This is a genomic window from Moritella sp. 5, assembly GCF_018219455.1.
Classification (GTDB): Bacteria; Pseudomonadota; Gammaproteobacteria; order Enterobacterales; family Moritellaceae; genus Moritella.
Genome location: NZ_CP056122.1, coordinates 3,987,301 through 4,010,679, shown reverse-complemented (window position 1 = coordinate 4,010,679; position 23,379 = coordinate 3,987,301). Strand labels below are relative to the sequence as shown.

22 protein-coding genes and 3 tRNA genes are annotated in these 23,379 nt (G+C 37.0%); 12 read left to right on the top strand and 13 right to left on the bottom strand.

Annotation, left to right across the window (positions count from 1 at the left end; genetic code table 11):
- Positions 1-24: 24 nt before the first annotated feature.
- The 3 genes from HWV01_RS17870 to HWV01_RS17860 all read right to left on the bottom strand — a co-directional run bounded on the left by HWV01_RS17870 (position 25) and on the right by HWV01_RS17860 (position 3,701).
- Positions 25-1,935, bottom strand: a complete 1,911-nt coding sequence (locus HWV01_RS17870; RefSeq protein WP_211672821.1) for a methyl-accepting chemotaxis protein — start codon at positions 1,933-1,935, stop codon at positions 25-27.
- Positions 1,936-2,615: 680 nt separating this feature from the next.
- Entirely contained in the window at positions 2,616-3,011 is a 396-nt protein-coding gene (locus tag HWV01_RS17865) for a hypothetical protein (RefSeq protein WP_211672820.1), read from the bottom strand.
- A gap of 288 nt (positions 3,012-3,299) precedes the next feature.
- Positions 3,300-3,701, bottom strand: a complete 402-nt coding sequence (locus HWV01_RS17860; protein ID WP_211672819.1) for a hypothetical protein — start codon at positions 3,699-3,701, stop codon at positions 3,300-3,302.
- A 297-nt stretch (positions 3,702-3,998) separates the two neighbouring features.
- Here HWV01_RS17860 and HWV01_RS17855 point away from each other — a divergent pair, with 297 nt between their 5' ends.
- Positions 3,999-4,316, top strand: coding sequence for a hypothetical protein (locus HWV01_RS17855; RefSeq protein WP_211672818.1), 318 nt, complete (start codon positions 3,999-4,001; stop codon positions 4,314-4,316).
- A gap of 110 nt (positions 4,317-4,426) precedes the next feature.
- Here HWV01_RS17855 and HWV01_RS17850 read toward each other — a convergent pair whose 3' ends face one another.
- Complete coding sequence (locus tag HWV01_RS17850; protein WP_211672817.1) at positions 4,427-5,593, bottom strand: hypothetical protein; 1,167 nt, start codon at positions 5,591-5,593, stop codon at positions 4,427-4,429.
- A 565-nt stretch (positions 5,594-6,158) separates the two neighbouring features.
- On the opposite strand from HWV01_RS17850, the gene HWV01_RS17845 reads away from it, so the two are divergent.
- Positions 6,159-6,719 (top strand): hypothetical protein, encoded by a 561-nt coding sequence (locus HWV01_RS17845; RefSeq protein ID WP_211672816.1) that lies wholly within the window; start codon positions 6,159-6,161, stop codon positions 6,717-6,719.
- Between the two features lie 395 nt (positions 6,720-7,114).
- Here HWV01_RS17845 and HWV01_RS17840 read toward each other — a convergent pair whose 3' ends face one another.
- From HWV01_RS17840 to HWV01_RS17830, 3 genes are all read right to left on the bottom strand, one after another.
- Positions 7,115-7,510, bottom strand: coding sequence for a hypothetical protein (locus HWV01_RS17840; RefSeq protein WP_211672815.1), 396 nt, complete (start codon positions 7,508-7,510; stop codon positions 7,115-7,117).
- Between the two features lie 271 nt (positions 7,511-7,781).
- Positions 7,782-7,940, bottom strand: coding sequence for a DUF4223 family protein (locus HWV01_RS17835; RefSeq protein WP_211672814.1), 159 nt, complete (start codon positions 7,938-7,940; stop codon positions 7,782-7,784).
- A 556-nt stretch (positions 7,941-8,496) separates the two neighbouring features.
- Positions 8,497-8,778, bottom strand: coding sequence for a tRNA modification GTPase (locus tag HWV01_RS17830; RefSeq protein ID WP_211672813.1), 282 nt, complete (start codon positions 8,776-8,778; stop codon positions 8,497-8,499).
- 399 nt (positions 8,779-9,177) lie between these two features.
- Here HWV01_RS17830 and HWV01_RS17825 point away from each other — a divergent pair, with 399 nt between their 5' ends.
- Both HWV01_RS17825 and HWV01_RS17820 read left to right on the top strand, forming a co-directional pair.
- Positions 9,178-9,930, top strand: a complete 753-nt coding sequence (locus tag HWV01_RS17825; protein ID WP_211672812.1) for an SDR family oxidoreductase — start codon at positions 9,178-9,180, stop codon at positions 9,928-9,930.
- Positions 9,931-10,393: 463 nt separating this feature from the next.
- Positions 10,394-11,326, top strand: coding sequence for a GyrI-like domain-containing protein (locus HWV01_RS17820; RefSeq protein WP_211672811.1), 933 nt, complete (start codon positions 10,394-10,396; stop codon positions 11,324-11,326).
- A 308-nt stretch (positions 11,327-11,634) separates the two neighbouring features.
- On the opposite strand, the gene HWV01_RS17815 is transcribed toward HWV01_RS17820, so the two are convergent.
- A tRNA-Gly gene (locus HWV01_RS17815) sits at positions 11,635-11,710 on the bottom strand.
- A 215-nt stretch (positions 11,711-11,925) separates the two neighbouring features.
- Here HWV01_RS17815 and HWV01_RS17810 point away from each other — a divergent pair.
- Both HWV01_RS17810 and HWV01_RS17805 read left to right on the top strand, forming a co-directional pair.
- On the top strand, positions 11,926-12,471 hold the full coding sequence (locus HWV01_RS17810; RefSeq protein ID WP_211672810.1) for a GNAT family N-acetyltransferase: 546 nt from the start codon (positions 11,926-11,928) through the stop codon (positions 12,469-12,471).
- Positions 12,472-12,576: 105 nt separating this feature from the next.
- The gene (locus HWV01_RS17805; RefSeq protein ID WP_211672809.1) at positions 12,577-13,065 is read left to right on the top strand and encodes a nuclear transport factor 2 family protein; all 489 of its coding nucleotides are present in this window, start codon (positions 12,577-12,579) and stop codon (positions 13,063-13,065) included.
- Between the two features lie 97 nt (positions 13,066-13,162).
- Here the strand turns inward: HWV01_RS17805 and hflX are convergent, their stop codons facing one another.
- Positions 13,163-14,506, bottom strand: a complete 1,344-nt coding sequence (hflX, locus tag HWV01_RS17800; RefSeq protein WP_211672808.1) for a GTPase HflX — start codon at positions 14,504-14,506, stop codon at positions 13,163-13,165.
- A 252-nt stretch (positions 14,507-14,758) separates the two neighbouring features.
- Here hflX and HWV01_RS17795 point away from each other — a divergent pair.
- The 4 genes from HWV01_RS17795 to HWV01_RS17780 all read left to right on the top strand — a co-directional run bounded on the left by HWV01_RS17795 (position 14,759) and on the right by HWV01_RS17780 (position 17,080).
- Positions 14,759-14,834, top strand: a tRNA-Gly gene (locus HWV01_RS17795).
- Between the two features lie 181 nt (positions 14,835-15,015).
- Positions 15,016-15,091, top strand: a tRNA-Gly gene (locus HWV01_RS17790).
- Positions 15,092-15,317: 226 nt separating this feature from the next.
- Positions 15,318-15,935: a MarC family protein gene (locus HWV01_RS17785; protein WP_211672807.1), complete on the top strand. Its 618-nt coding sequence runs from the start codon at positions 15,318-15,320 to the stop codon at positions 15,933-15,935.
- Between the two features lie 365 nt (positions 15,936-16,300).
- Positions 16,301-17,080 carry a lipase family protein gene (locus HWV01_RS17780; RefSeq protein ID WP_211672806.1) on the top strand — a complete coding sequence of 260 codons (780 nt, stop codon included), beginning with the start codon at positions 16,301-16,303 and terminating at the stop codon, positions 17,078-17,080.
- Positions 17,081-17,113: 33 nt separating this feature from the next.
- On the opposite strand, the gene HWV01_RS17775 is transcribed toward HWV01_RS17780, so the two are convergent.
- The 3 genes from HWV01_RS17775 to HWV01_RS22450 all read right to left on the bottom strand — a co-directional run bounded on the left by HWV01_RS17775 (position 17,114) and on the right by HWV01_RS22450 (position 18,971).
- Positions 17,114-17,707 (bottom strand): hypothetical protein, encoded by a 594-nt coding sequence (locus HWV01_RS17775; protein ID WP_211672805.1) that lies wholly within the window; start codon positions 17,705-17,707, stop codon positions 17,114-17,116.
- Between the two features lie 76 nt (positions 17,708-17,783).
- Positions 17,784-18,416, bottom strand: coding sequence for a YceI family protein (locus tag HWV01_RS17770; RefSeq protein ID WP_211672804.1), 633 nt, complete (start codon positions 18,414-18,416; stop codon positions 17,784-17,786).
- 120 nt (positions 18,417-18,536) lie between these two features.
- Positions 18,537-18,971: a prepilin-type N-terminal cleavage/methylation domain-containing protein gene (locus HWV01_RS22450; protein WP_211672803.1), complete on the bottom strand. Its 435-nt coding sequence runs from the start codon at positions 18,969-18,971 to the stop codon at positions 18,537-18,539.
- Positions 18,972-19,963: 992 nt separating this feature from the next.
- Between HWV01_RS22450 and HWV01_RS17760 the strand changes: the two genes are divergently transcribed.
- Entirely contained in the window at positions 19,964-21,700 is a 1,737-nt protein-coding gene (locus tag HWV01_RS17760) for an EAL domain-containing protein (RefSeq protein ID WP_211672802.1), read from the top strand.
- Between the two features lie 83 nt (positions 21,701-21,783).
- Here HWV01_RS17760 and HWV01_RS17755 read toward each other — a convergent pair whose 3' ends face one another.
- Positions 21,784-22,347, bottom strand: coding sequence for a cysteine hydrolase family protein (locus HWV01_RS17755; RefSeq protein ID WP_211672801.1), 564 nt, complete (start codon positions 22,345-22,347; stop codon positions 21,784-21,786).
- 69 nt (positions 22,348-22,416) lie between these two features.
- On the opposite strand from HWV01_RS17755, the gene HWV01_RS17750 reads away from it, so the two are divergent.
- Complete coding sequence (locus HWV01_RS17750; RefSeq protein WP_211672800.1) at positions 22,417-23,370, top strand: GlxA family transcriptional regulator; 954 nt, start codon at positions 22,417-22,419, stop codon at positions 23,368-23,370.
- The last annotated feature ends 9 nt before the right edge of the window (positions 23,371-23,379 follow it).

The window sequence follows — 23,379 nt, the reverse complement described above, 5'->3', positions numbered from 1 at the left end:
GCAAGTTGCTTTTTTATACTTAATTTACTGTAATTTGAACTGGCTAACCAGCTGGAGTAACGTCTGGTTAGATTGAGCAAGGGACTCCGTTGCTTCCAAATTATTATGACCGCTTTGCACCAGTTCGTTGACAATTTCCCGAATCACCAGCATGTTACGGTTAACCTCTTCTGCAACAGAACTTTGCTCTTCCGCTGCGGTTGCAATTTGGGAACCGAGATCGTCGATCTGAATTACTGAAGCACTCATGCTGTCTAAACTACCAGAAACTTCTGCCGTTGTTTCTGCCGTTGTTTGACAGCTCGCTTTGGTTGTTTCCATTGCTTCAACGACTGTTGTGGTGCCGCTTAATAATTTTGTCAGCATGTCGTTAATTTCAGCGGTACTTTCTTGTGTTCTGGCTGCAAGCGCTCTGACTTCATCAGCAACTACGGAAAATCCACGCCCTTGCTCTCCGGCACGGGCTGCTTCAATCGCAGCATTTAAAGCAAGCAGGTTGGTTTGATCTGCAATCCCACCAATGACGGATAGTACAGAGCCTATTTGATGTGCGTTGTCGTTGGTTAACTGAATACGCTGCGCCATTTCATCAACGTCATCGACCAGTGAGGCCACACTGTTCACTGCATTGTTTACCACAATTTGAGAACGGGTGGCTTCTTGTTTGGTTGATTCGGCAATTTCAGCTGATTGCTGAATACTTTCTGCCACTGAGTTCGCTGTAGCACTCATCTCATGGATAGCTGTCACAATCTGTTCTGTTTCGCTTGAATGTGATAATAAAACTGTCTCATTTTGCTGCGCTGAAGCACCTAACTGTTCTACATTGCTAGAAATATCACTTGTTGAATTTACAACTTGCAGCATCATGTCTTGCAGATTACTAACAAAATCATTGAAACCTTGACCAATATCAGCCAAGTCGTCCTGGCCTTTGATTTCTAATCGACGTGTAAGATCGCCAGTGCCACTAGCCAAATCAAGTACGGCTATTTTTAGAGCTAAGACAGGCTCATAGATACGTTTTACAATTATTATAATTGCAAAAATACTTAATATAATGAGTGCTATACCCATGCTAATTGATTCTGTTATTACGCTATTAATCGTTGTCATAACAGTTGCTTTGTTGATAAAGACCATCAGGGTCCAATGCACCTCATCGGTTAAGTTAATACGTTTAAAATAACCGTCAAAATCAGTGTTTAAATAGAAAAAGCTGATCACGCCCTGGTTTTTCGCGTTGAATGCTGTTTCTAGTGGGGCAAATACAGGATGAATTTGTGAAGGGGTTTTACCTAAATCACTTGGATCATCACTGGCTATAAACCTATTGTGATTGTCTGCCAGTGTCGCAGCACCACCTGCGAAGCGGATTGTCTGTACTTGGGTAATCGCTTCATCTAATTGTAAATCACCGAGTAAAACACCAGTGAATATACCGTTGTCATAAACAGGACTTGCTATACTGATGACTTGTTTTTTAGTGATGGAATCAATGTAAATATCGGATAGAGAGGTTTTACCCTTACTTTTGGCTAGTTTATACCAGTCACGTTGTTTGAAGGTATCCGAAACGGGTAAAACACCGTTATCTCCACCTTTAGTCACAAACGTCGTGCCATTCTCATAGGCAACCGCAATATTTGAAATGCCACTGGATTCGGCGATAACGCGTACTAAGCTTAAATTTTGTTCGGTAGTTAATTGTTGAGAAAAATGCGGGGCACTGTTATTTATTACGGCAATCCTAGAGGTTATCCAGGTTTCTATCAGAGAGGCGCTTTGTTCTACTTTATTTGTTGTGGTGTTAGTTAAGTTTTCGACCATATCCTTTTTTAAGGTGTTAATGTTAAGCATGCCCAGAGTGACCATAGAAATGGTCACTAATATAGCAACACTAATATTAATTCTCGCTTTAAAACCTAAATGCATCAAATTATCCCCATGTTTACATTCGTTTACCATGTTTGACATAGCGCATAGGCAGTAAATTGTACTTTACTTGTTGGTTTGTATCTATATACAAAGTGGTGCGTCGTGCTTCAAGTCATTGTTTTGGTTGGCAGATTGTGGTGTAAGTCGGACTCTATGTCACATCGTGGGGCTAGGTTGTGTATATTAATGGATGTTCAGGTAGGCGTGTTTATGGTTCATTAAATTTAGCCTCCAAATTGGAGACTTTTTTGAATTTTGAGATAAAATCGTCTCTGAGCGGGCTATTAAATATAAAAGTGATAATGCGTATAACTATGATCGGGTTTGATTATGGCTCGTGATATTTCACATAGTGAACCATAACAGGACTGTATACCAATAAACGATGCCAGCGCTAGCAATTAGAATTAGCGAGCTTAGTTGGCGTAACCAAATTCTCATAAGACCTCCATGCCTATTTCAAGTGTTTGATATACTTAATCATAGTACAAACTAAATGTATTAATTTAATTTATACATCTACAGCGTTATGGGGCCGACTAAGGGGATGGTGCAATAAGGTTAGACCGTTCGCTACGAGCTTGGAATAATGTGTGGTGGGTTTAGTGTAGTGGTTCATTAAATTTAGCCTCCAATCAGGAGGCTCATTTCAATTAACAACGACAGTAATAATATTATTATGCTTCAGCAGTTACTTTAGCTTTAGTCACTTTTTTTGGTGCCGTGTTTAGTTCGTTAATCAGCACTGTCAGTTGATCAATTTTACTTTCTAATTCACTTAATTTTGAATCTTGAGCACCCGTAAAACGGCTAGTGATACTTTGTAATTTAGTTTCAACTGGCTCTGAGGTGGTTTTTTTAGTAAATATTGCAGACGTTTGTTCTTTCAGCTTCGACTCAACTGGCGCTCCGCGTTCAACAAGAGATTCAAAAATTTGCGTTGCTTTATCTGATGATTTTGATGCTTCATCAAGGATAGTGCCATAAACACCAAAACCAGCAGTGATCGACGTTTTTGCAGTGTCTTTTGCGATAGTTAAGATAGTTTTTGCTTGGTCAAGTAAGTTACTCATGATAATCACTCCTGGTTAAATAATATAGATTAAGGTTTGTTCCAACAGAGTTAATCATATTGTTTTTATTTAGAAATATAATTCCATCGCAAACAAATAAACGCCTAATGATAACGGGGATTGGATTCGCGGCGCGGCGCTTATGTTCGTCGTTTCTTCTTTGATAGTTGGCTACACAGATATTATTTTCACCGGTCTCAGTAATTTAATCACCAAGGTGATTCCCAAGATCAAAAAAGCCTCCAATTAGGAGGCTCATTTCAATTAACCACGACAGTTAACGTATTATTATGCTTCAGCTTCAGCAGTTACTTTAGCTTTAGTCACTTTTTTTGGTGCGGTGTTTAGTTCGCTAATAATCACAGTCAGTTGGTCAATTTTGCTTTCCAATTCACTTAGTGTTGAACCTTGAACACCCGTAAAACGGCTAGTGATACTTTGCACTTTAGATTCAACAGATCCTAACGTGATTTTTTTAGAAAAAATTGCAGACGTTTGCTCTTTTAGCTTCGGCTCAACTTGCGCGCCGCGCTCAACAAGAGATTCAAAAAGTTGTGTTGCTTTATCTGACGATTTTGATGCTTGATCAAGGATAGTGCCGTAAACACCAAAACCAGCAGTGACAGATTTTTTTGCTGTATCTTTTGCGACAGTGTAGATAGTTTGTGCTTGGTTAAGTAAGTTACTCATGATTATCACTCCTGGTTAAATAATATAGATTAAGGTTTGTTTCAACGAAGTTAATCATATTGTTTTTATTTAGAAATATAATTCCATAGCAAATAAAAATTCCTATCAAAGAATCCTAACGGTTTAATGGGTCCTCAAATATCAGGTTTCGAATACAGCGATCCTGCTAAGAACTTATATTTGAAATGTGGTTTCAAAGTCATTGGTGAAATGTCTGTGATTTTTATATCAAGGACTTGAAATTTAAAGTGTTAATCCGCATATTTTATTTGAACCGTAATATATAAGGAACGTAAAATGGCTTCATATCGGTTAACGTTTACATATAAAAAGATAGAATATAATGAGCCTTTGGATAAGGTTAAGCTCGCTCAAATAGGCTGTGACTCAGATAAGGAATTAGATGTTGATTCTAAGAGAACTATCGCTGATATTTACAATAAAATTATACTTCCAATGATTGGTAACCCTATCGGTGGCATTAATATCACTCGTTATCAGAGTGAGAAACTAGAATCATTTGGTTTTGAAGGAAATATACTATTATTTACGCATGACATTCGCGATGAGGCGAAACTGATTAATCCCATATTAAATAGTGCTGGTGAAGTATAAGTATACGCTAGTGAGTTAAACCTAAATGCTCTGGTGCAAAATGTGAATACTTTATCGTATCTACAATTGATACATGACCCAGTATTCACTGTAGCACCAGAATACGTAGATTAAGTACTTGGTGTTACACGTCGTGTTATACCATATGCATTTCCTCTTAAGTCCACCCTAAGATTAGCTGAACGTCGTATAACTTGAACCTTGGTTTTTCCTTCTGAATCCATTTTTTCTGTGAACTCTCGGCTGCCATCTTCACGCCAAGTCTCTTTTACTACAGCACCAATAAAGGTATAGAAGGTATTTAGCTGATCAATATTTTCAATGATGTACCAGTTTCCGCAGGTAACTGCTGCAAGAGGGAAAGATGGTTCAGCAACTGGTTGAGTGAACAAACACTCCTCTCCAATTACATTTCGTTCGTTAGCGATCATATGATCCATATAATTAACCTGTGCACCATGACGAATGGGAAGGTAATCATTAAAAAAATGATCACGTGGCATTTTCGTTCTAGAGACTCCTTTCCTCTTTATAGCGCTTGTATATTTTTTATATCCCTCTGGATCATTGTCTGAAAATACTTTTAATCGTGTAGCGCTTGGATATTTTTTATATCCCTCTGGATCATTGTCTGAAGATACTTTTATTCGTGGTATATCAAGGCTAAGAATCTTATTATTTATCGCTTGTATAATCTTCTTTTCTTCTGATAAGCAATGAATACTACGGTCTCCTTGCAATACTGTCCGAGGGCGACCGCCGCAGTGTGTGAGCATATCATGAATATCGTAATCACCAGTAAAGGCAATGCTCTTACCATTGCGGAACAGTTTTTTCTTTAGATCATCAGGATCTAAATTGTTGAGATCAATAGAGGCGACCTTATACAGTACGGGTTTTTTTTTCGCAAGCTGAGCTGCTCGTTCTGCACCAGTTAAAGAGGTAAAAATACCTGTTATACCATCAGTGTCATCCCACCGCGCTGCATACCCTAACAAATTAGCATTTTTTAGTTTTTTTATTAGAGCTTCTCGTACGGCAGCTTTACCACTACCTTTATAAGCTTCTGCATTTGAAATCGCCCCTTCTTTAATTGTTTTTGCAAGGATATCATGTCCCTTCATCGGCGCTCCTTCACCAATGCATTTTATAGAATGCTCTCCTGTCTCACGGAATGTGACAGTAAAACGGCATTTCTCTGATGCTGCTGTAATTGGGGCGTAATGATCGGGGTGAATATAAGTTTCGGTCACATCAGCGTAGCTAGCTTTTTTCATTTGAACTTACCTTAAAATATTATTACAAAGTAGATAACCGCAATTCGGGTTAATAAATGGAGCTAAAAGCTAGATCTGTCGCTTAAAAACGAACAATAACAAGGAGCTAGCGTTGAACAAATTAGTTGATCTATTTTGTGATGTCGATAATTTTTTTGTAAGCATTTATCAGGTGAGAAACTAGAATCGTTTGGTTTTTAAGGATATATACTTTTATTTACGCATGAATTTTGCGATGAAGTATATGCTAGTGAATTCAATTTATTCTCCGTTCCTCATTAATTCTCTATTACTTTTTGGTTATTTGTGCACTGGGTCATAGTTCGCAAAGGGATATTGCTATTTCTCTTGTAGAGGACTAAAAAACCAATATTATCAATTCGATATGGAGTCTTGTGATTAATTAACAGGATTTTAAACATAAATAACAGGACTGCACACTTTTTCAGAATTAGCTTTAATGTCAGATTGGTATCTTGTATTTAGTTAGTTGCTATTGACTAGGGTGAACAGGTTTGGGGAGTCGGGATGTCCTGTTATACAAAGTGAGGCACAAGGAAGAGTGATGAAAGCTGCGGATATATCCGAATCATATGTTAAGGCATTTTGTTCCGAAATCAGCGGAACGCAACCAATTTTAGTACCTTGTAAACCTCAATATCAAGAGCGTGAAAATGAGTGCTTTCAATTAGTCCAAGATAAAATTGATGAATTTGGTGGAACATTGGTTACCGGCTGGGTTATTTGGGAGAAAGTTGGTGTATTTATAGAGGCTGAGTTTCATGCGATTTGGTTGGATCCTGATGGTAAATACATTGATCTTAATGCCCGTGATATGTTTTCAAACCTGAAGGAAATACTGTTTATTCCCGATAACGAAACTAAGTACGAGAATAGACAAATTAACAATATCCGTAAGCCTCTTATAGATGACCCAATGGTTAAGAAGTTTTTACATCTGAATACGAAACGTTTCGAATTTATGAATCGAGGGGAGCGTGCTTACCAACATGGTGAAATTGAACTATCGACACGGGAAAAGAAAGAATATAGTAAATTAATTAAAGAACTTATAAAGCTGCAACAAAAAATAGACAATAAGTATGAGGCCGCTGTTGCCCAATAAAATATTAAAGTTTTATTAAATGTGTGACTTTCTCTGAATCGATTTTAATGTCGGTGGTATCTTATCTTACTTATTTTATTTTTCATCTCATGGAGTTATTGTGATCATTCGATCTTACGCAAAATTTTCAAAGCAGAATTCATTTCTACATAAATTGCATATCATATCGTTATTAATCATTACCTTATTTTCGGTCTATGAAGTATTAGAATTAGCTCACATAATTTTTTCTTTAGGATTTATTTTTATTATACCTTCGTTAGTACTCTTATCTAAATCATCAACATATAAGAGAAAGTATTTAAATTAAAACTTTCGGTTGTGGTTAATATTGAGATCAAAAAAGCCTCCAATCAGGAGGCTCATTTCAATTAACCACGACAGTTAAAGTATCATTATGCTTCAGCAGTTGCTGGTGCTTTAATTACTTTTACAGGTGTCGTTTTTAGCTCGCTAACCAGCGTAGTAAGTTGGTCAATTTTGACTTCTACTTCACTCAATTTTGAACCTTGAACACCAGTCAAACGGCTAGTAATACTTTGCGCTTTAGATTCAACAGATCCTAACGTGATTTTTTTAGCAAAGATTGCAGACGTTTGCTCTTTTAGTTTAGGCTCTACTTGTGCACCGCGTTCAACAAGAGATTCAAAAAGTTGCGTTGCTTTATCTGATGATTTTGATGCTTGATCAAGGATAGTGCCATAAACACCAAAACCAGCAGTGACAGATGTTTTTGCAGTGTCTTTTGCGACAGTGTAGATAGTTTTTGCTTGGTTAAGTAAGTTACTCATGATTATCACTCCTGGTTAAATAATTTCGATTAAGGTTTGTTCCAACGAAGTTAATCATATTGTTTTTATTTAGAAATATAATTCCATAGCAAATAAATAAATAAATAAATAAATAAATAAACTCATCATGACATTATATCTTAATAGGGATATTGGATGGCCGTTAGCGAGTTGCTAAGAATAATGACTGGTGGGAGTTAGTTCGCTCGGATTCACATAGCGAACTAACATATTACATAATATACGTTATGATTTTATAGTCTCAACAGTATTAAGATTCACAAGCGCCAATCATTGTCGGGATAGAAAGTGCTGGAACAAGAAGGTAATCAGCTGAACAATCTTTTTCTTTGTTATAGGTAGTACCAGTACAACCAGAAAGAGCCATGAAAGTAAGGGCGATGCCAGCTAGTTTTAAAACATTTTTCATAATAAATCCTTTTTATATAATAAAAGTAAAACTCAGCACAAATATACCTTAATAGTTAGTAAACTAAAAGTGAACCAAAAGTTAATTAAAGGTAGTCGCGAGGTAAATAAAAGGTAAGTAGCTGTCAGTGTTTTAATGTTGGTAGTTTAACTGACTTGAAATGATGTTTTTGGGGACGTTAGTTCACTAGTACTCACGTAGCGATCCGAACTATATACCAAGTGCTGCGTTTCGGTTTTATATTTGTGGTACGCATAACGGTGAAGTCACTGATAAATAAGTGATACAGTGTTATTTGTTTATTTTTTAGTTCTGTCACACTTTTTCAGAAAATAGTACTTTTTCCTTGCTATTAAATTAAACGTCAATGAAATCAGGCGTGTACCTGTCATTGCGAATGATTGACTAGGGTGAGCAGGTTTGGGTGATTGAGTTGTTATGAAAGCGCTTGGGATAATTATTGGTGGGAATTAGTTCGCTATATTTTATGTAGCGAACCATAATCTTGATCTTACACAGCATAATTCTTTCACTTTCTATGTAAGAGGTTGATTTGTTATTTTATTACGCCCGCGATTTTAGTTTGATCAACACCAACTATGCGGTTTAGTACACCAAGGAATGATGAGGTATCTGAAACTGTTGACTTGATTGTCACGATTTCAGCATTTTCTGGCGCTAATTCCATTGCTCGTTCTTGGGTGTCACCACCAGGGAACTGCATAAATAATACATTTACATTCTCTGCATGGGCATCAAACGTTTCGTCAGTTTGACGAATACCAGAACAACCAGACAAACTGATAACAAGAAAAGACAGTACTAATAAATTTTTCATTTTAAACTCCTTAATAATATATAGGATTATTATAGATTTTTTTAAAAGTCCTATTCAATGTTTAAAATGTAAGTGTTTGTCGTAGCTGAACTAATACAAATCTTTACATAAATATATTTATTTATCCTTATAATCGAGGTCATATCATTTCGATTTAGGGATACCACGTATTATTGTTATTAACCTTAATGTGATCTAGCTGGACTTGAAGTCCAATAAGCTACTAATTCTATCTATTTAACGCCGTGATTCTGCCAGAATTTTTAATCAGAAACGATGATTCCATACAGTATTATTTGTTTATTTCACTGCTTATGACTGTCCCTCTATTATTTTTTGACTATGTGGGCTTACACATATAGAGTTAAACATATCTAAAGTAGTAGGTTGGGGGGGGTTATGAACGCTCAAAAAGTGGTGATAATTACAGGTGCTGGACGAGGAATCGGAGCTGCGACAGCGGAACTTTTTGCGAGTAAAGGTTATGCGGTATGTATCAACTATAAGTCTAATTCAGAATCTGCCAACCAATTAGCGGAAGCGATAATCGCGGATGGTGGGAAATGTATGACTGTTCAAGCCGATGTTTCTTCTGAGAAGGATGTGGTACGAATGTTTTCGACTGTGGACAAAGCGTTCGGTTCGGTATCAATATTAGTGAACAATGCAGGTATTTTGAAAAAGCAGTCACGCTTAGAGGATATGAGTGCCGATAGAATCAATTCAATACTCGTAAATAATGTCACCAGCTATTTTTTATGCTGCAGGGAAGCTGTAAAGCGCATGTCTACTCGTCATGGTGGCTTAGGTGGGGTAATTGTTAATGTATCTTCTGGAGCATCACGCTCTGGTTCTCCAAATGAATATATTGACTATGCCGCGTCAAAAGGAGCGATAGATACCTTAACTAAAGGTCTATCGTTAGAAGTTGCAGCTGAAGGCATTCGGGTTAATTGTGTACGTCCAGGGCTAATTCACACGGATATGCATGCAGACGGTGGGGAGCCAGAACGAATCGAAAGGTTAAAGAATATTATTCCACTGAAAAGAGGTGGTAAACCTGAAGAAGTTGCTGAAGCCATCTACTGGTTAGCTTCAGATAAATCGTCATTTTCGACGGGAAACTATTTAGATCTAGCTGGTGGTCTGTAATGCAGTGCGTTGGTTTAATATCAAATATTGCAACCTCTTTAAACAAATCAGTAGAGGTTTTTAAACTTTAAACTCGATTAGGTTTTGTTGTAGCTGTACAGTCAATTAGACCTCTTCAACGGAGGTTTTTTTGATCTAGGGTTAAAATTGTCGACGTGCTTAGAGCAGTAATGGCTCGCTAGATTTCTCGTAGCGAACCATTACTTGATACTGATCTTACATTACGACGGTTACGTGAGATCATCGTTGATTTTCACCTCAACACCCGTCCAGTGACAGTTATTTTTGGTGAGAATTCAACTTAACCTTCACTATAGAAGAATGTGTTCTGTTTATTTCCAGCTTCCTCTGTAAATACAGCTATACCTGAATCGACTGTCAGACATTTGAAAGTATACGTGTAGTTTACTAAGAGGCTTCCATGATCATTTTTAATCTGATCTACAATCAGAACTAGGTAATTATGAATAAAGTATACAAAGCTCGTATTGATAAAGTAATTAAGTATATTGAAGCGCATTTGTCTAAGAAAATCTCACTTGCCGAAGTGGCTGAAATAAGTCATTTTTCGGTATTCCACTTTCATCGTATTTTTACTGGTGTTGTAGGTGAAACCGTTAATGATTACATCGCTAGGCGCAGGTTAGAGAAAGCTGCCAATTTGTTGATCTTTAAAACAGAGTTATCCATTACTCAAATTGCTTTAGATAGCGGTTTTTCGTCGAGCGCCAATTTTTCAAAAGCCGTGAGGCTTCATTTTGGTTTCAGTCCGTCAGAAATTAGAAATCCAGACAAAGTCAAAGATAGCAAGATTGGAAAAATATCTAGCAAGTATGGAAAAGATTTTAATCCCTCAGATTTGTATCCTAATCGCATCACAAATGAAGTGATGAATAATACTAATTTAAAGGGAATAAATATGAAAATTGAAGTAAGAGAACTTGAGCGCCAGCGTGTATGTACATTAGCCTCTGAAGGAGGGTATGAATCTGAAGCAATATATACAGCATGGGATAAACTGATTGATTGGGCGGTAGGTAACGGTATTAAACCAGAAGATCAAAAACGATTTGCCTTTGCTTTTAATAATCCAACGGTGACACCTATAGATAAATGTCGTTATGTTTCGTCTATCGTCATTGGTGATGATATTCAGGTTAACTCACCATTTATCCTATCTGAAATACCAAAGGGTAAGTATGCTGTACTCTATTATAAAGGGCATCCAGAAGAGACAATTAAGGCTATATTGAGTATCTATTCTGATTGGCTGCCTGATAGTGGGTTTGAACCAGATGAGTTCCCGATGCTTGAACGTTATTTGAATGACGCAAGAGTTGATGGTTATCTTGAAATGGAAATTCACGTTAAACTGAAAGATTTATCTAATGTGTAACAGCGTTAAACACTAAGTGATAAGAGCGAGTTCTGCGAAAGCGGGACTCGAAGTCGAATAAGCTACTTACTCTACCTATCTAACGACATAGTAATTGAGCTTCTATAGCCACGAAATTAATACTTATGTTTATACTACTTCTTTTGGATTATACTTCGACATTGATTCAACATACTACAAAATCTATTGAAAGCAAGAGGTTGTCGAGTTACGGAGGCGTCTTTGAAATACAGGTTTGAAGGGGTGTTGATTACTGATGAGTATTTTTTAGATACAAAAAAAGCCACTCTATGAGTAGCTTTAATGTTTGGAGCAGGCAGCCTGGATTCGAACCGAGCGTCTTTAACTGGGTAAGCTAACGTATTGCCATTATACGATGCCCGCATCAGAGTTGATAATATGGCATCTATACATTTATGTAAAGTAATATATCGAAATGCTTCTACCTGTACGTTAATTGTTCTTTGTGTTCTTTGTTTTCTTTGTTTTCTGTGTTGATAGCGTTGTTCCGCTTTAGCACTAGGATAGTTCCTATGGCAGAGCATGATCCATTCATAATGCAGGGTTTTCTGCGCCTCTGATGGCAATAAGGTGAGAGTATGAGAATAGTAGAAGCAAAAGTATCAGATTTAGCGCGTTTCTTTAATTATTTGGGAGACCAATTAACCGAAAATGGTGCTGAAGGTGAAGCTCTATTTCAGCCGATATCAAGAACTCAAAATAATGTATCAAAGCAAACGCGTGAAAAATTTGAAAATGGTTTTGATGCAGATCTAGGATCGCCTAACTGGAGGAAGCTCTGGTTAGCTAAAGATTCCTCTGGGCATATTTGTGGCCATATAGATCTACGGCATCATAGCGAAGAGTATTGTTTTCATCGAGTATTACTGGGTATGGGTGTGAGCAGAAAATGCCGTAAACAAGGTGTCGGTGAAAAAATGATGGAAAAAGTAGTCGGTTTTTGTTGTGAAAATCGTAGTATTGATTGGCTTGATCTTAATGTACTCTCGGTAAATATGCCTGCTAAAAGTCTCTATTTAAAGTGTGCTTTTAAAGTTATTGGTGAAATATCTGACTATTATCGAATCGAAGGTGAATCGGTGTCAGAAATAACGATGACAAAGTGTGTCAAAGCTTACGTATAAAAAATTACCTTATTTGGCGCAAAAACTGAATCTCTTGGCGTTATCCCAAAAGCACAGTGACAGCTTAACTTATATATTGAGTAGACATTTTAAAGAGGAATAAGCATGAACAAATTCTTAAAGAAAAAACTACTCGCTGTGTCATTACTTAGCTTTAGCACTTTTAGCCAGGCTGCACCAATAGAGGTAACGTTTAGTGATTTAAGTCATCCACAAGCTAACCAATTTTTAGAGCAAACTTTTGATAACTTTTTAAATAACCCGAGTAAGTTAGATGAGACTCTTTCTGATGATTTTGTGCAAGTATTTGGCACCGGAGCAAATGGGAGAGCTGATTTTTTAGCGCACGCAAAAGTGCTATCTGAATCTATATCAGGCGCAAAAATACATTTTGAGGACGTAAATGTTGATAGTAGTGGTGTTATCTCAGAAACCCATACAATTACATTAACAAAAAAAGGAGGAGGAGACGCAGAATTAAGATTTTTGGCCTTCTACTATTTTAAAGATGGAAAGTTAGCGAAGGTTGATGAGTTGTATACTCTTGTTAAAGGCAGTAGTGAAGATCGTGACTTAGGGTCTAGAATTAAATAGCGAAAAGATTTGTCACCTAGATAGGGGGGCTCGGATACCCGGCTCGGACATAGAGGTCCGAACCGGAGTGCGACATTAATTTATTTTTAACAGCTTATTAAAAAGTAGTGAGTTGCAGCATTTTATGTAATCGCTCTAGGGCAACCGGGCTTGCTTTTAATGTGATACGAATACCTTTTTCATGGTATTCCTCTTCTAGAACCTGCATTTTACTGTGAATTTCACCCATCACACCACTGGCTGTGTAGGGAATATCAAAGCAAGCTGGACACATTTTCTTTTCTAATAAGTTTTGAATTTCCTGATGTACGAACGCGACATCACCTTTGTCATGTGCACTGATTTGTAGCGCATCTGGATAGCGCTCCAGTAGGTCTAATTGCTGTTCTTCGCTTAAGCAATCTACCTTATTGAGTAATAATACTTTGTTACTCAAATCGATATTTAATTGCCCTAATACATGATCAACAATGGCTAATTGCGAAATGAAATTTTCGTCTGATGCATCAACCACGTAAAGCAATAAGTCTGCATTTTTTGCTTCTTCTAAAGTTGAATGAAATGATGCCACTAAATCATGGGGCAGCTTCTGGATAAAACCAACGGTGTCGGAGATTAAAATACGCGGTTGTGTCGGCGGCTGTAGTGTACGTATCGTGGTATCTAAAGTAGCAAACAGTTTATCTTCAACTAATACTTCAGAGCCTGTTAGAGCACGCATTAAAGATGATTTACCGGCATTGGTATAACCCACTAACGCCACGGTTAACTGCTCGATACGACCACTGCTTCGACCTTGCATCTCGCGTTGTACCTTGGTCAGTTCGCGTCGTAGCTCGGCTATTTTAGTGCGAACACGGCGACGATTAATCTCAAACACAGTTTCACTGATTGAACGGCCTTTTTGGCGTTCGCGATCGCCACTGCTTTCATCACGTAATCGCGGTGTTAAGTAATTAAGTCGCGCGATCTCTACTTGCAGCTTCGCAGTACGAGTACGTGCGTGTTTACTAAAAATTTCGATAATAACGCGGGTACGATCGTAAACTTCTACGCCGAGTGCCGCTTTAACATTACTTAATTGATTCGGGCTTAGTTCGCAATCGAATACCACAATGTTGGCTTGGCATTTAACATCTGTTGTTGCTAATAATTGGCTTAACTCGTCTTGGTCTAATTCAATCTGCACTTCATCTTCATAAAATGTGCTTTCACCTGTTAACGAGGCTAATTCTTCTAGTTTACCTGAGCCTAATACTGACAGTTGTTTGGTCGATTTTTGTCGTTGCGTTTTAGTCCCAACCACAGAAAAGCCGAGAGTATGAACTAAACGGCTTAATTCAGATAATGATTCGTCCACGTCCTGTTGCGTAGTACAAGGCGTGCGAATAGAAATTAGTAAGGCGCGGGTAACAGATTGTTCTGTTGTTGTGATCGACATGTCGGTGCTCGTAGCTCATTGCTTAAAGTAATATGAGGTGCATCCTACGCATTTCGAATTTCTATTGCTAGCGGTGTGAACGTGAAAGCGAAAAATAATAAAAGCGAGGCAGCACTGAATAACGTGATAGCGCGTATGAAATAGTCATATTAATGTACTGTTCTCTGTCCACAATACGACAACTGCCACTGACATACGCTTACATTCATTTTGTTTGCATTACGATAAAACTGAAGTAGTATCTCAACCCATGCGGACATCGTATAATGGTAATACGTCAGCTTTCCAAGTTGAAGACGCCGGGTTCGAATCCTAGCTGACCGCTCCAAACATTAAAGCTACTTATTGAGAGGCTTTTTTTGTATGGCATGAGATCACCGCTTTAAAGTTAACTTGAGTAAACTTATTCTCTCTCTCGTTTTTGATTCTTTATCGCAAAATATCACTGACATACACTGACATTTCTTCTGTTTTCATTACGATAAAACTGAAGTAATATCTCAATCTATGCGGACATCGTATAATGGTAATACGTCAGCTTTCCAAGTTGAAGACGCCGGGTTCGAATCCTAGCTGACCGCTCCAAACATTAAGGCTACTCATTGAGTGGCTTTTTTTGTATGGCATGGCATCACCGCTTTAAAGTCAACTTGAGTAAACTCACTCTATCTCTCTCGCTTTCTATTCGTCATCGCAATACCCGCATAGTCCCTTACTGTTAACAACTGTATATTTCAAAACTTAGTGGTCTGCTTCTGGTATAGTTGCATTAGCACGATTAAGTCGTTTGTTTATTAAGGAATAAAATAAGATGAGCCCATTGTTTGAACATGCGTTGACCGTTTTCATGGCCTTTTTTGCCATTATGAATCCGATTGCTAACACGACCGTTTTTGCTGGATTAACAGGAACGATGGGGAAGTCGAAGCAACTTAAAGTCGCGATTAAATCCCTTACTATCACCTTTGTTATTATTGTTTTATTTTCAATTTTAGGTAAATCAATATTCCATTTATTTGGGATAACGCTACCAGCGTTACGTATAACCGGCGGCATTTTGGTATTCCTCGTCGGTTATCATATGCTGCAGGGCAAGAGTTCGAAGTTACATACAGCAGAAGAATGTAATGATTCAGATGTGGCGGTATCACCGCTAGCTGTCCCACTGCTTGCTGGACCAGGCACGATAGCAACTGCAATGAACTATTCATCAGCAGGTGGATGGGGTGAAATTATTATTACAATATCGGCGTTTGCTGTTTTATGTCTTATCACCTTTGTTTGTTTTATTTTTTCGTCAAAGATCATATCGGCAATCGGTGAGAGTGGGCTTAGTATTGTTACCCGCCTTATGGGATTGATTTTGGCTGTTATTGGTGTGGAAATGCTGATTGGCGGCATAAAGGCGGTGATTAGTACGATTGGTTAATACGACTATCACCACTGTTGCTTGATGAATACCTGCGACGTTAGAGCTGGTCGTATAATATGTATCTGTAGGGGTCGCTAATGCATTGGTTGAAATTAATTCATACCGATTAGTACTAGTTATTGACAGAGATAGATCGAAATTGAATGAGTTTTATCTTATTTTGAGTGTTATTAATTGAGTTAAGATCTTATTTGGGTATTTTTACGTTGATAGATCTTTTAAACTCGTTTAACGAAGTTGTTCTACTTCTGTCTTCAATCATAAGAGATGATTTTATACCGTGTTATTTATAAGTTGAATCACAGTTTTCCAGCTGAATGCGGCGTTGGTATGAGCCCATAATATAGAGTAAGGATAATAAAATGGACCTACCAAAAGGTTTTGATTTAGACTTGGCTTTAGAGTTGGCCTGCTTGAGTAATGATGCATATAGCCAATATGATGCCTACAAAGAAAAAAAGGTATGGGCTGGACCTGAAGGGTATAAACTAGAGATCACATTTCAAGCGATGTATGAGAGTCAGCATGTCCCATTAGGGTTCGTCGTTTCTAAGGGGGACAACATTTATGTTAGTTGGCGTGGAACGAGTTCAGTTGAAGAGTGGGTAGAAGACGTTAAGTTTGAGCAAATAAGATGCTCTTACCTTCCTGGACATATCGACGTTGAGTTAGGTTTTTATCAGTTATACGCGACAGGTCAGTCAGGTTCTTCACCTCAAAATATTGTTTTGAATTTCCTTAAAGAGAAGCAGATAAAAGGCACACTATACATAACTGGTCATAGCTTGGGATCCGCACTTTCCGTTTTGAATACGCTCGATATTGCAAAGAATACAAACCTGAGTAATCTAGCCCTCTATACATTTGCTGGACCTCGTGTTGGTTCTCCTGAGTTTACTTCAATTTATAATAGTGCAATTTCTGATTCATGGAGAGTTGTCAATTTAAATGATGAAGTGCCAAATCTACCTTTAAAGGACTCTTTAGGAAACGATTATAGACACGTGAATAAGGAGTTTGATATCACATTTGGCGGAGAATGTCCTTGGGAATGGGGAGATAACCACTCATTGACTAATTATATCAATCAACTGCATAAATTAAAAAAACACATAATGATAAAATCTGCCATTCTTACTTGAATGACAGGATAGAGCTTAATGCCTATCATTTGGCTATATGGCGATAAAATTAATCAGACTAAGAGAGGTAATAGCAACACCTGCTGATACCCTTTGTGCACGTGTCAGATCTGGCCGACTGATGGCATAACGCTGATCTACAATTGAGTGTTGTAAGCTCGCTATATCAAATATTCCTGATACACAAGATTGAAAGTTTAACTTTCCGCTTGATACCATCTTGGGTAAGTCGTTATAGCTGATATGGTTTGTGATATTGTTAACCTTGTAAACCATGGCTTCATCAATTGATAATAAAGGGGAAACATAGCCTGTTTTAGTACTATCACTGCCAGATCTCATGATAGGCATGACTAAATATTTTCCACCTATGATGGAATTGTTTACTCCCATATTAAAGCGTAAGAACTCTTTTTTATTCGCTGGAATAGTCGCTGCTTTATGCGCTAATTTGTATTGAGGAATAGTGATAAATTCATCGAATGGTACTCTAGCAATACCATCAACATTAAATTTATTGAGAAAGACACTTTCTTCTTCACAGTAGGTGATACCTTTAGATTGGTATAACACGTTTCCTTTACCACACTGTTTATTTAAATCATTCGGTTCGGTTTTTATCACCACTATAAGACTTCCTATCTATAAAATTGATCATCTTGATCATCTTGATTATCTCTTATTTTAAATAAATATCACGAGATTATTTTCGAAAGGAACTGTTTTTAATCGCTTCGATCTCAATGGTTATTGATACTTTATCGCCATTAGTGGGTACAGCGATAATGCCAAAGTCTTTTCTACTAAGCTGTGTCGTCGCTGAAAATCCAGCCTTAAATCCAGCTGACTGAGATTCTCCCGTTTTGTTTAGAGTCGCATCTAAAACTAGGCTTTTGGTTACACCCATCAGAGTTAAGTTTCCTGTGATAATCAATTTACCATCGCCATTATTTTCGATTTTTGTGCTTCGAAAACTGGCTGTGGGTAACTTTCCGTTCTTGAAGAACACTGCCAGCGTATTGCTACCCCACTTTTCGTGCCCGGCTATGTCAAGACTGGTGATGTCTATAGTGGCCTCGACACTTGAGTTTTCCAGGTTTTCTGTGTCGAGCTCTATTTGGCCTTCAAATTTCTTAAAAAAACCAATAGAACGTGAATAGTCTTGATGGTCAATTTGAAACATTAACATGTTATGAGGATCTGATTTAGTATCGAATTCAAAGCTATCAACAGCATACACGTATGTACTGATGAGTAGTAGGGCGCAACCAAATGCGAAAAGGTAAAAGAAAGAGACAAGTGCGAATAGGTAAGCGAAAGGATGAGATTTTTTCATCGTGATTGTTCCTTATGTTGATTTATTATATTGGTATACAGATTAGAGGCCCGGTGATATCAGACCTCACTGTTTAAATTGCAGATGTATTAACACTATCCAACAGCTTCATGATTGTGCTTAGCAACCTGTTCTATCTATTATTATTGCTGGCTTAGAACCTGAATGAGCGGCATTGTAATCAACCACGCATTTTGACACGACTCCACTTACCATGGGTGTACCATCTCGGACAAACTGACCATCAACAGCAAATTTAAAGCCTGTAATATCAATAAGTTGTTCTATGGATTCATCTGTAGGGTAGCCATTTAACATTGCAATTTCGTTGCCTTCAACTTCAATGGATTCGTTTTCACCTAGTCCCTGTACTTTTTGTTTCAAACGCGCCATTAGTGCAGCACTTGAGATAGTCGCTCTCACTGTCTCAAACACTGCTTCGTCAGCCTCGTTTCTTAAATCGATAAATTTAGGTACAGCTGTCGCTGAGAGTATGCCGAGTATTATTATTACAATGATTAGTTCTATTAAGGTAAAGCCGCTCTGAGATTTCATAAATTATTTATTCCTGATTATTTTAAGTTGTTTTAATAAGGCTAAAAGCCAATTTTTTATATATGTAAATGAATTATCAGCTTTTATTAGGTTGATAATTCTGGATTACACTATCAGGACGTTCGTTAACTTGAAGTTAAATAAGCGATAAAAAAATAAAACATAGGATTATTCAATTTATAATAAAATTAGTACTACTTAAGGGGGCGGTACTGAGGCTGTTTATGGATTAATTAAATATAAGTAAAGGTTATTCCATTCAAAGTTAAGTAAGCTAAAATAGTTAGAATTGAATGTTTTTTAGAACCCCCAGTTCTGAAATTAACAACCTAAGTCATAGGTAACCATTATTAATAGTATGCCTAGTATTATAATAAGGATTACTAGCTCAATGATTATATAACCACGCAGACGTTTCATTTATTACTCCTAATTACTACATTTGATTGTACTAAGGACCCGTTTGCATCGATGTAAATTAATACCTCGCCTCAACGAGGAAATAAGATTAATTACACTATCAGGACATTCGTAAATCTGAAGTCAAATAAGCGATTAGCTCTTTAATTTAAGGTTTATCCAATTTATTGTTGTGATTTTATATCTGTCGTTGGGTTTAATATGAGGCTTTATGCTGTTCAATGCCGCTAGTACTGGATATTTTATTTTATTTGTATTGTTACAGGGGATTTTGAAAAATTTTTAGATGAGGTGATAGGTCATCACATGATTTCAACTACTTGCGGGTACCTCCTTGTGGGTGTCGCGTGGTGCGTATATGAATAAGTTGATGGATAAATGCATAAATTAATGGATAAATGAATAAATTAAGAGATATGAAATATATAAAGGTTACTCTGTTACAGTCGAGCAAGGTAACGAAATTAGAACCGAGCGTACTACGTAAATAATTAAGAAGAATATATTATGAATTGATACCTAATTGAAGGACTTGGTTTTAATTAGTAAAGTAGTGTTAAGAAGGAAAGTACATGAAGTTTAATCTAGATCCTACGCAGTGTAATAATGGCTTTATGGATGTAAGAGAAGGTGAGTTAATATTACTTTTAGATGGGGAAGTGAAATCAAAGATAAGAATTAATGAAGTTGAATTTATAATAATAAAAATAATAAGTGAACATGGAAGTAAATCAAACCCTATATCTGCAAGGGAAATAGAATCAAGGTTATTTGAGCTCATTCCTAAAAGATTGACAGTAAACATGCTAAAGAATGCAATCGCATCCATTAGAAGAAAAACGAGAGAATTACTGAGTATCACTTTCAATAATAGTGATGAATTCCACTTTATTGTTAATGTAAATCGGGTTGGCTACTATGTCGGGTTAAGTACCCATAGTGCATCATCTGAAGTAAATAATTTGAATTCTACCATTAATAATACCTTATCTCGTTTTCAAGTTTTAAAATTAATGTTGAGTTATAGATCTCAAATAATGAGTATGAAAATCACATTATATACTTTAGCTGGGATAACGTTAGTTGGACTAATCTACCTTCTGCAGATCACTCATTTTATTACTCTTCACGAAAAAGTGGACCTTAAGTATGATGCGATTCTTCTTGAAATAGCGAACGAATATAACCTAGGGTATAGAGGAAAAGAGCTCCTACCAACGGTTAATGATACATTTGAAAGTGGCGCAATTCTTGTTATTAAAAATGATGATGAACAATGTATTATTGAGAAAAATAAAATTGTGTACTTCGGCCCTAACAACATAATTTATTCTGACTGGATGACAGATAGAGAACTGTATTTTTACAGGGAGGTTGTTAGTGGTGCGGTAAGAGTTATTGGGCGTACAAAGAAAAAGAAGATAACAGCCAAATACGACAATTACATCGTTTATCCGTTACTTAGTGGTGTTACTTATAGTGATAATTTTGGTAATTACTTGGGGAAAATAGGTAATGGAACATTTATCTATAAGTGGCAGGGTGATGACAGTGAAATATCATTCTATGGAAAATATATAGTCGCACAAGTTGTATTTTTTGTAATTTTTCTGATTGCTGTTTTTGAGAGAACAATCATTATAGCCCTTTTAAATTACATATTTAGACTCTCTCACTTTTCTATTCTTTTGACCCCAGTTGTAAATACAAAGACTGGAATAATTAATTACTGGGAAATGCTTACTCGGTTTAAGGGCGTTGGTACATTAAGCGTAATTAATAGTCTGAAAAAAAACGGTATTCTTGGTTTACATACAATTTTGGTGTTAAAGAGTATAGAGCAGATAACACCTGGAAATGGTAGATTTGGTGTTAATATTTGCCCTTCTTTATTGAGAGGAAGGGTATTTATCAAAATTATTAAGGCTATAAAGCGTTGTGATAAAGACGTAGTCATAGTTGAAATAACCGAGTGTTCTGAATTTTATTATAGCTCCGAGATGTTAAAAAATATAAGTAAGATTAGAAGTTTAGGGGTTCATGTGATACTTGATAATTTTGGTTCTGGGAATAATAATATCGACTTACTGGAGAAAATATCCCCTGATGCGATAAAAATAAACAAACTTTTTGTCAACGATTTGGAAAGTGATTTAAAGCAACAAAAGTTCGTTAAAGATATTTTATCACTAATGGAAGGTCGGACTCAGTTTGTCGTATTTGGAGGTGTTGAAAGGGAGTCCCAAAGCCAAGTTCTGAAAGGTTTAGGTGCATACTATCAACAAGGGGATTTTTTGAATAGACCTTGATGTAATCGATATTGCCTTTCACGCGTAATTACGAGTGAAGGGCAATATTATGCGTGACGACTCGAGTATTTTCCTCGATAGATTTAACTAACTAAGTCGAGTAATTGAGTTGTACTGTCCACGTTACAGTAACCAAAATTCAATGCCGCCATAAATGCACTATGAACATGGATTGCAGGGACTGTGACACCATTAAATTCAAGATCCAGCGTTGCACAAGCATCATGAGCGACATGACATTCATATCCAAGGTCAACAGCTGCACGGGTCACAGCATCGATACACATATGACTCATTGCACCCACAATAATCAGCTTCTCAACGTTAAGTTCTTTCAAGATATTATTTAATTCAGTGTCACGAAAACTGTTTATTTGATGCTTCAAAATTACGGATTCCCCTTCTATTGGCGCGACACTCGTATGAATTTTTGCACCTTCAGATTCTGGTAGAAAAAAGGGTGCATCATTTGAAGGGAATTCATGACGGACATGAATGACAGGCAAGCTTTGTTTACGGAATGCAGCTAATAACGTCGCGGCATTAGATGCTGCAGTTTCAGTACCAGATAGTGCCCATTTAGCATCTGCATATGTTGAGTAATAGTCATTTTGAAAATCAATTAATAATAATGCTGTGTTAGACATAATAAGCTCTCTTGTGTTGTTTCGACGTTTTGTTAAGGCTATTATGCAAAATATAAATCAACGACACCTATGGCGTTATTGCCACAAAGTAGGGCAAAAGTGACAAGTAGTATCCGTATTGTAATTATCGACTACCCTAATGCATTGCAGAGTGCCGTTCATGGCCTTAAAGAACTATTTTTAATCGCGAATAAAATAATCATAGATAGTCAGTTTGATATGCAATTTACTGTGAGTGTTGTTCAGTCTGATAGCGAGTTAGGTCGTGATCGTCAAAGTGATATTGTGATCCTTCCTCCGAATTTGGATGGTCATTATTACCGTGCACCTAAACCAGAAGTATTGCAATTTCTGCATGATGCCCACAATAAGGGGGCTATATTATGCAGTGCTTGTGCTGGGGCATTTATACTGGCCAAAACGGGATTGCTAGATAACAGACCTGCGACGACGCACTGGCAGTTAGCCGAAGAGTTTAATTTTCTGTACCCTAAAATATCTCTTAACGTCGAGAGCTTGCTTATTAATGATGGAGACATAATCACGGCGGGCGGTCTTATGTCATGGATTGATTTAGGATTAGAGATAGTTGCACAATTTACTCGGCCACACATTATGCGAACACTTGGAAAATATCTTATTGTAGATACAGGGAAGAGAGAACAGCGTTATTATGGTAGTTTTACGCCAAAATTTAATCATGGAAATCAACGGATTCTACAAGTACAACACTATATTCAAGCAAACTATAATCAATCATTAAATATTTCTTTGTTAGCGGGTTTAGCCTGTATGACTGAGCGAACATTTCTACGCCAATTTACTAATGCTACAAGCTTAAAGCCTATTAAATATATTCAAAAAGTGAGAGTCCAAAAAGCATGTGATCTACTAGAGTCTACAACTCAAAGCTTTGAGCAGATTGCTCTGAATATAGGATACGATGATGTAAATAGTTTCCGTAAAGTGTTTATGACCATTATTGGGTTAAGTCCGTCGGCATTTAAAGCGAGATTTGTTTGAACCTATTCT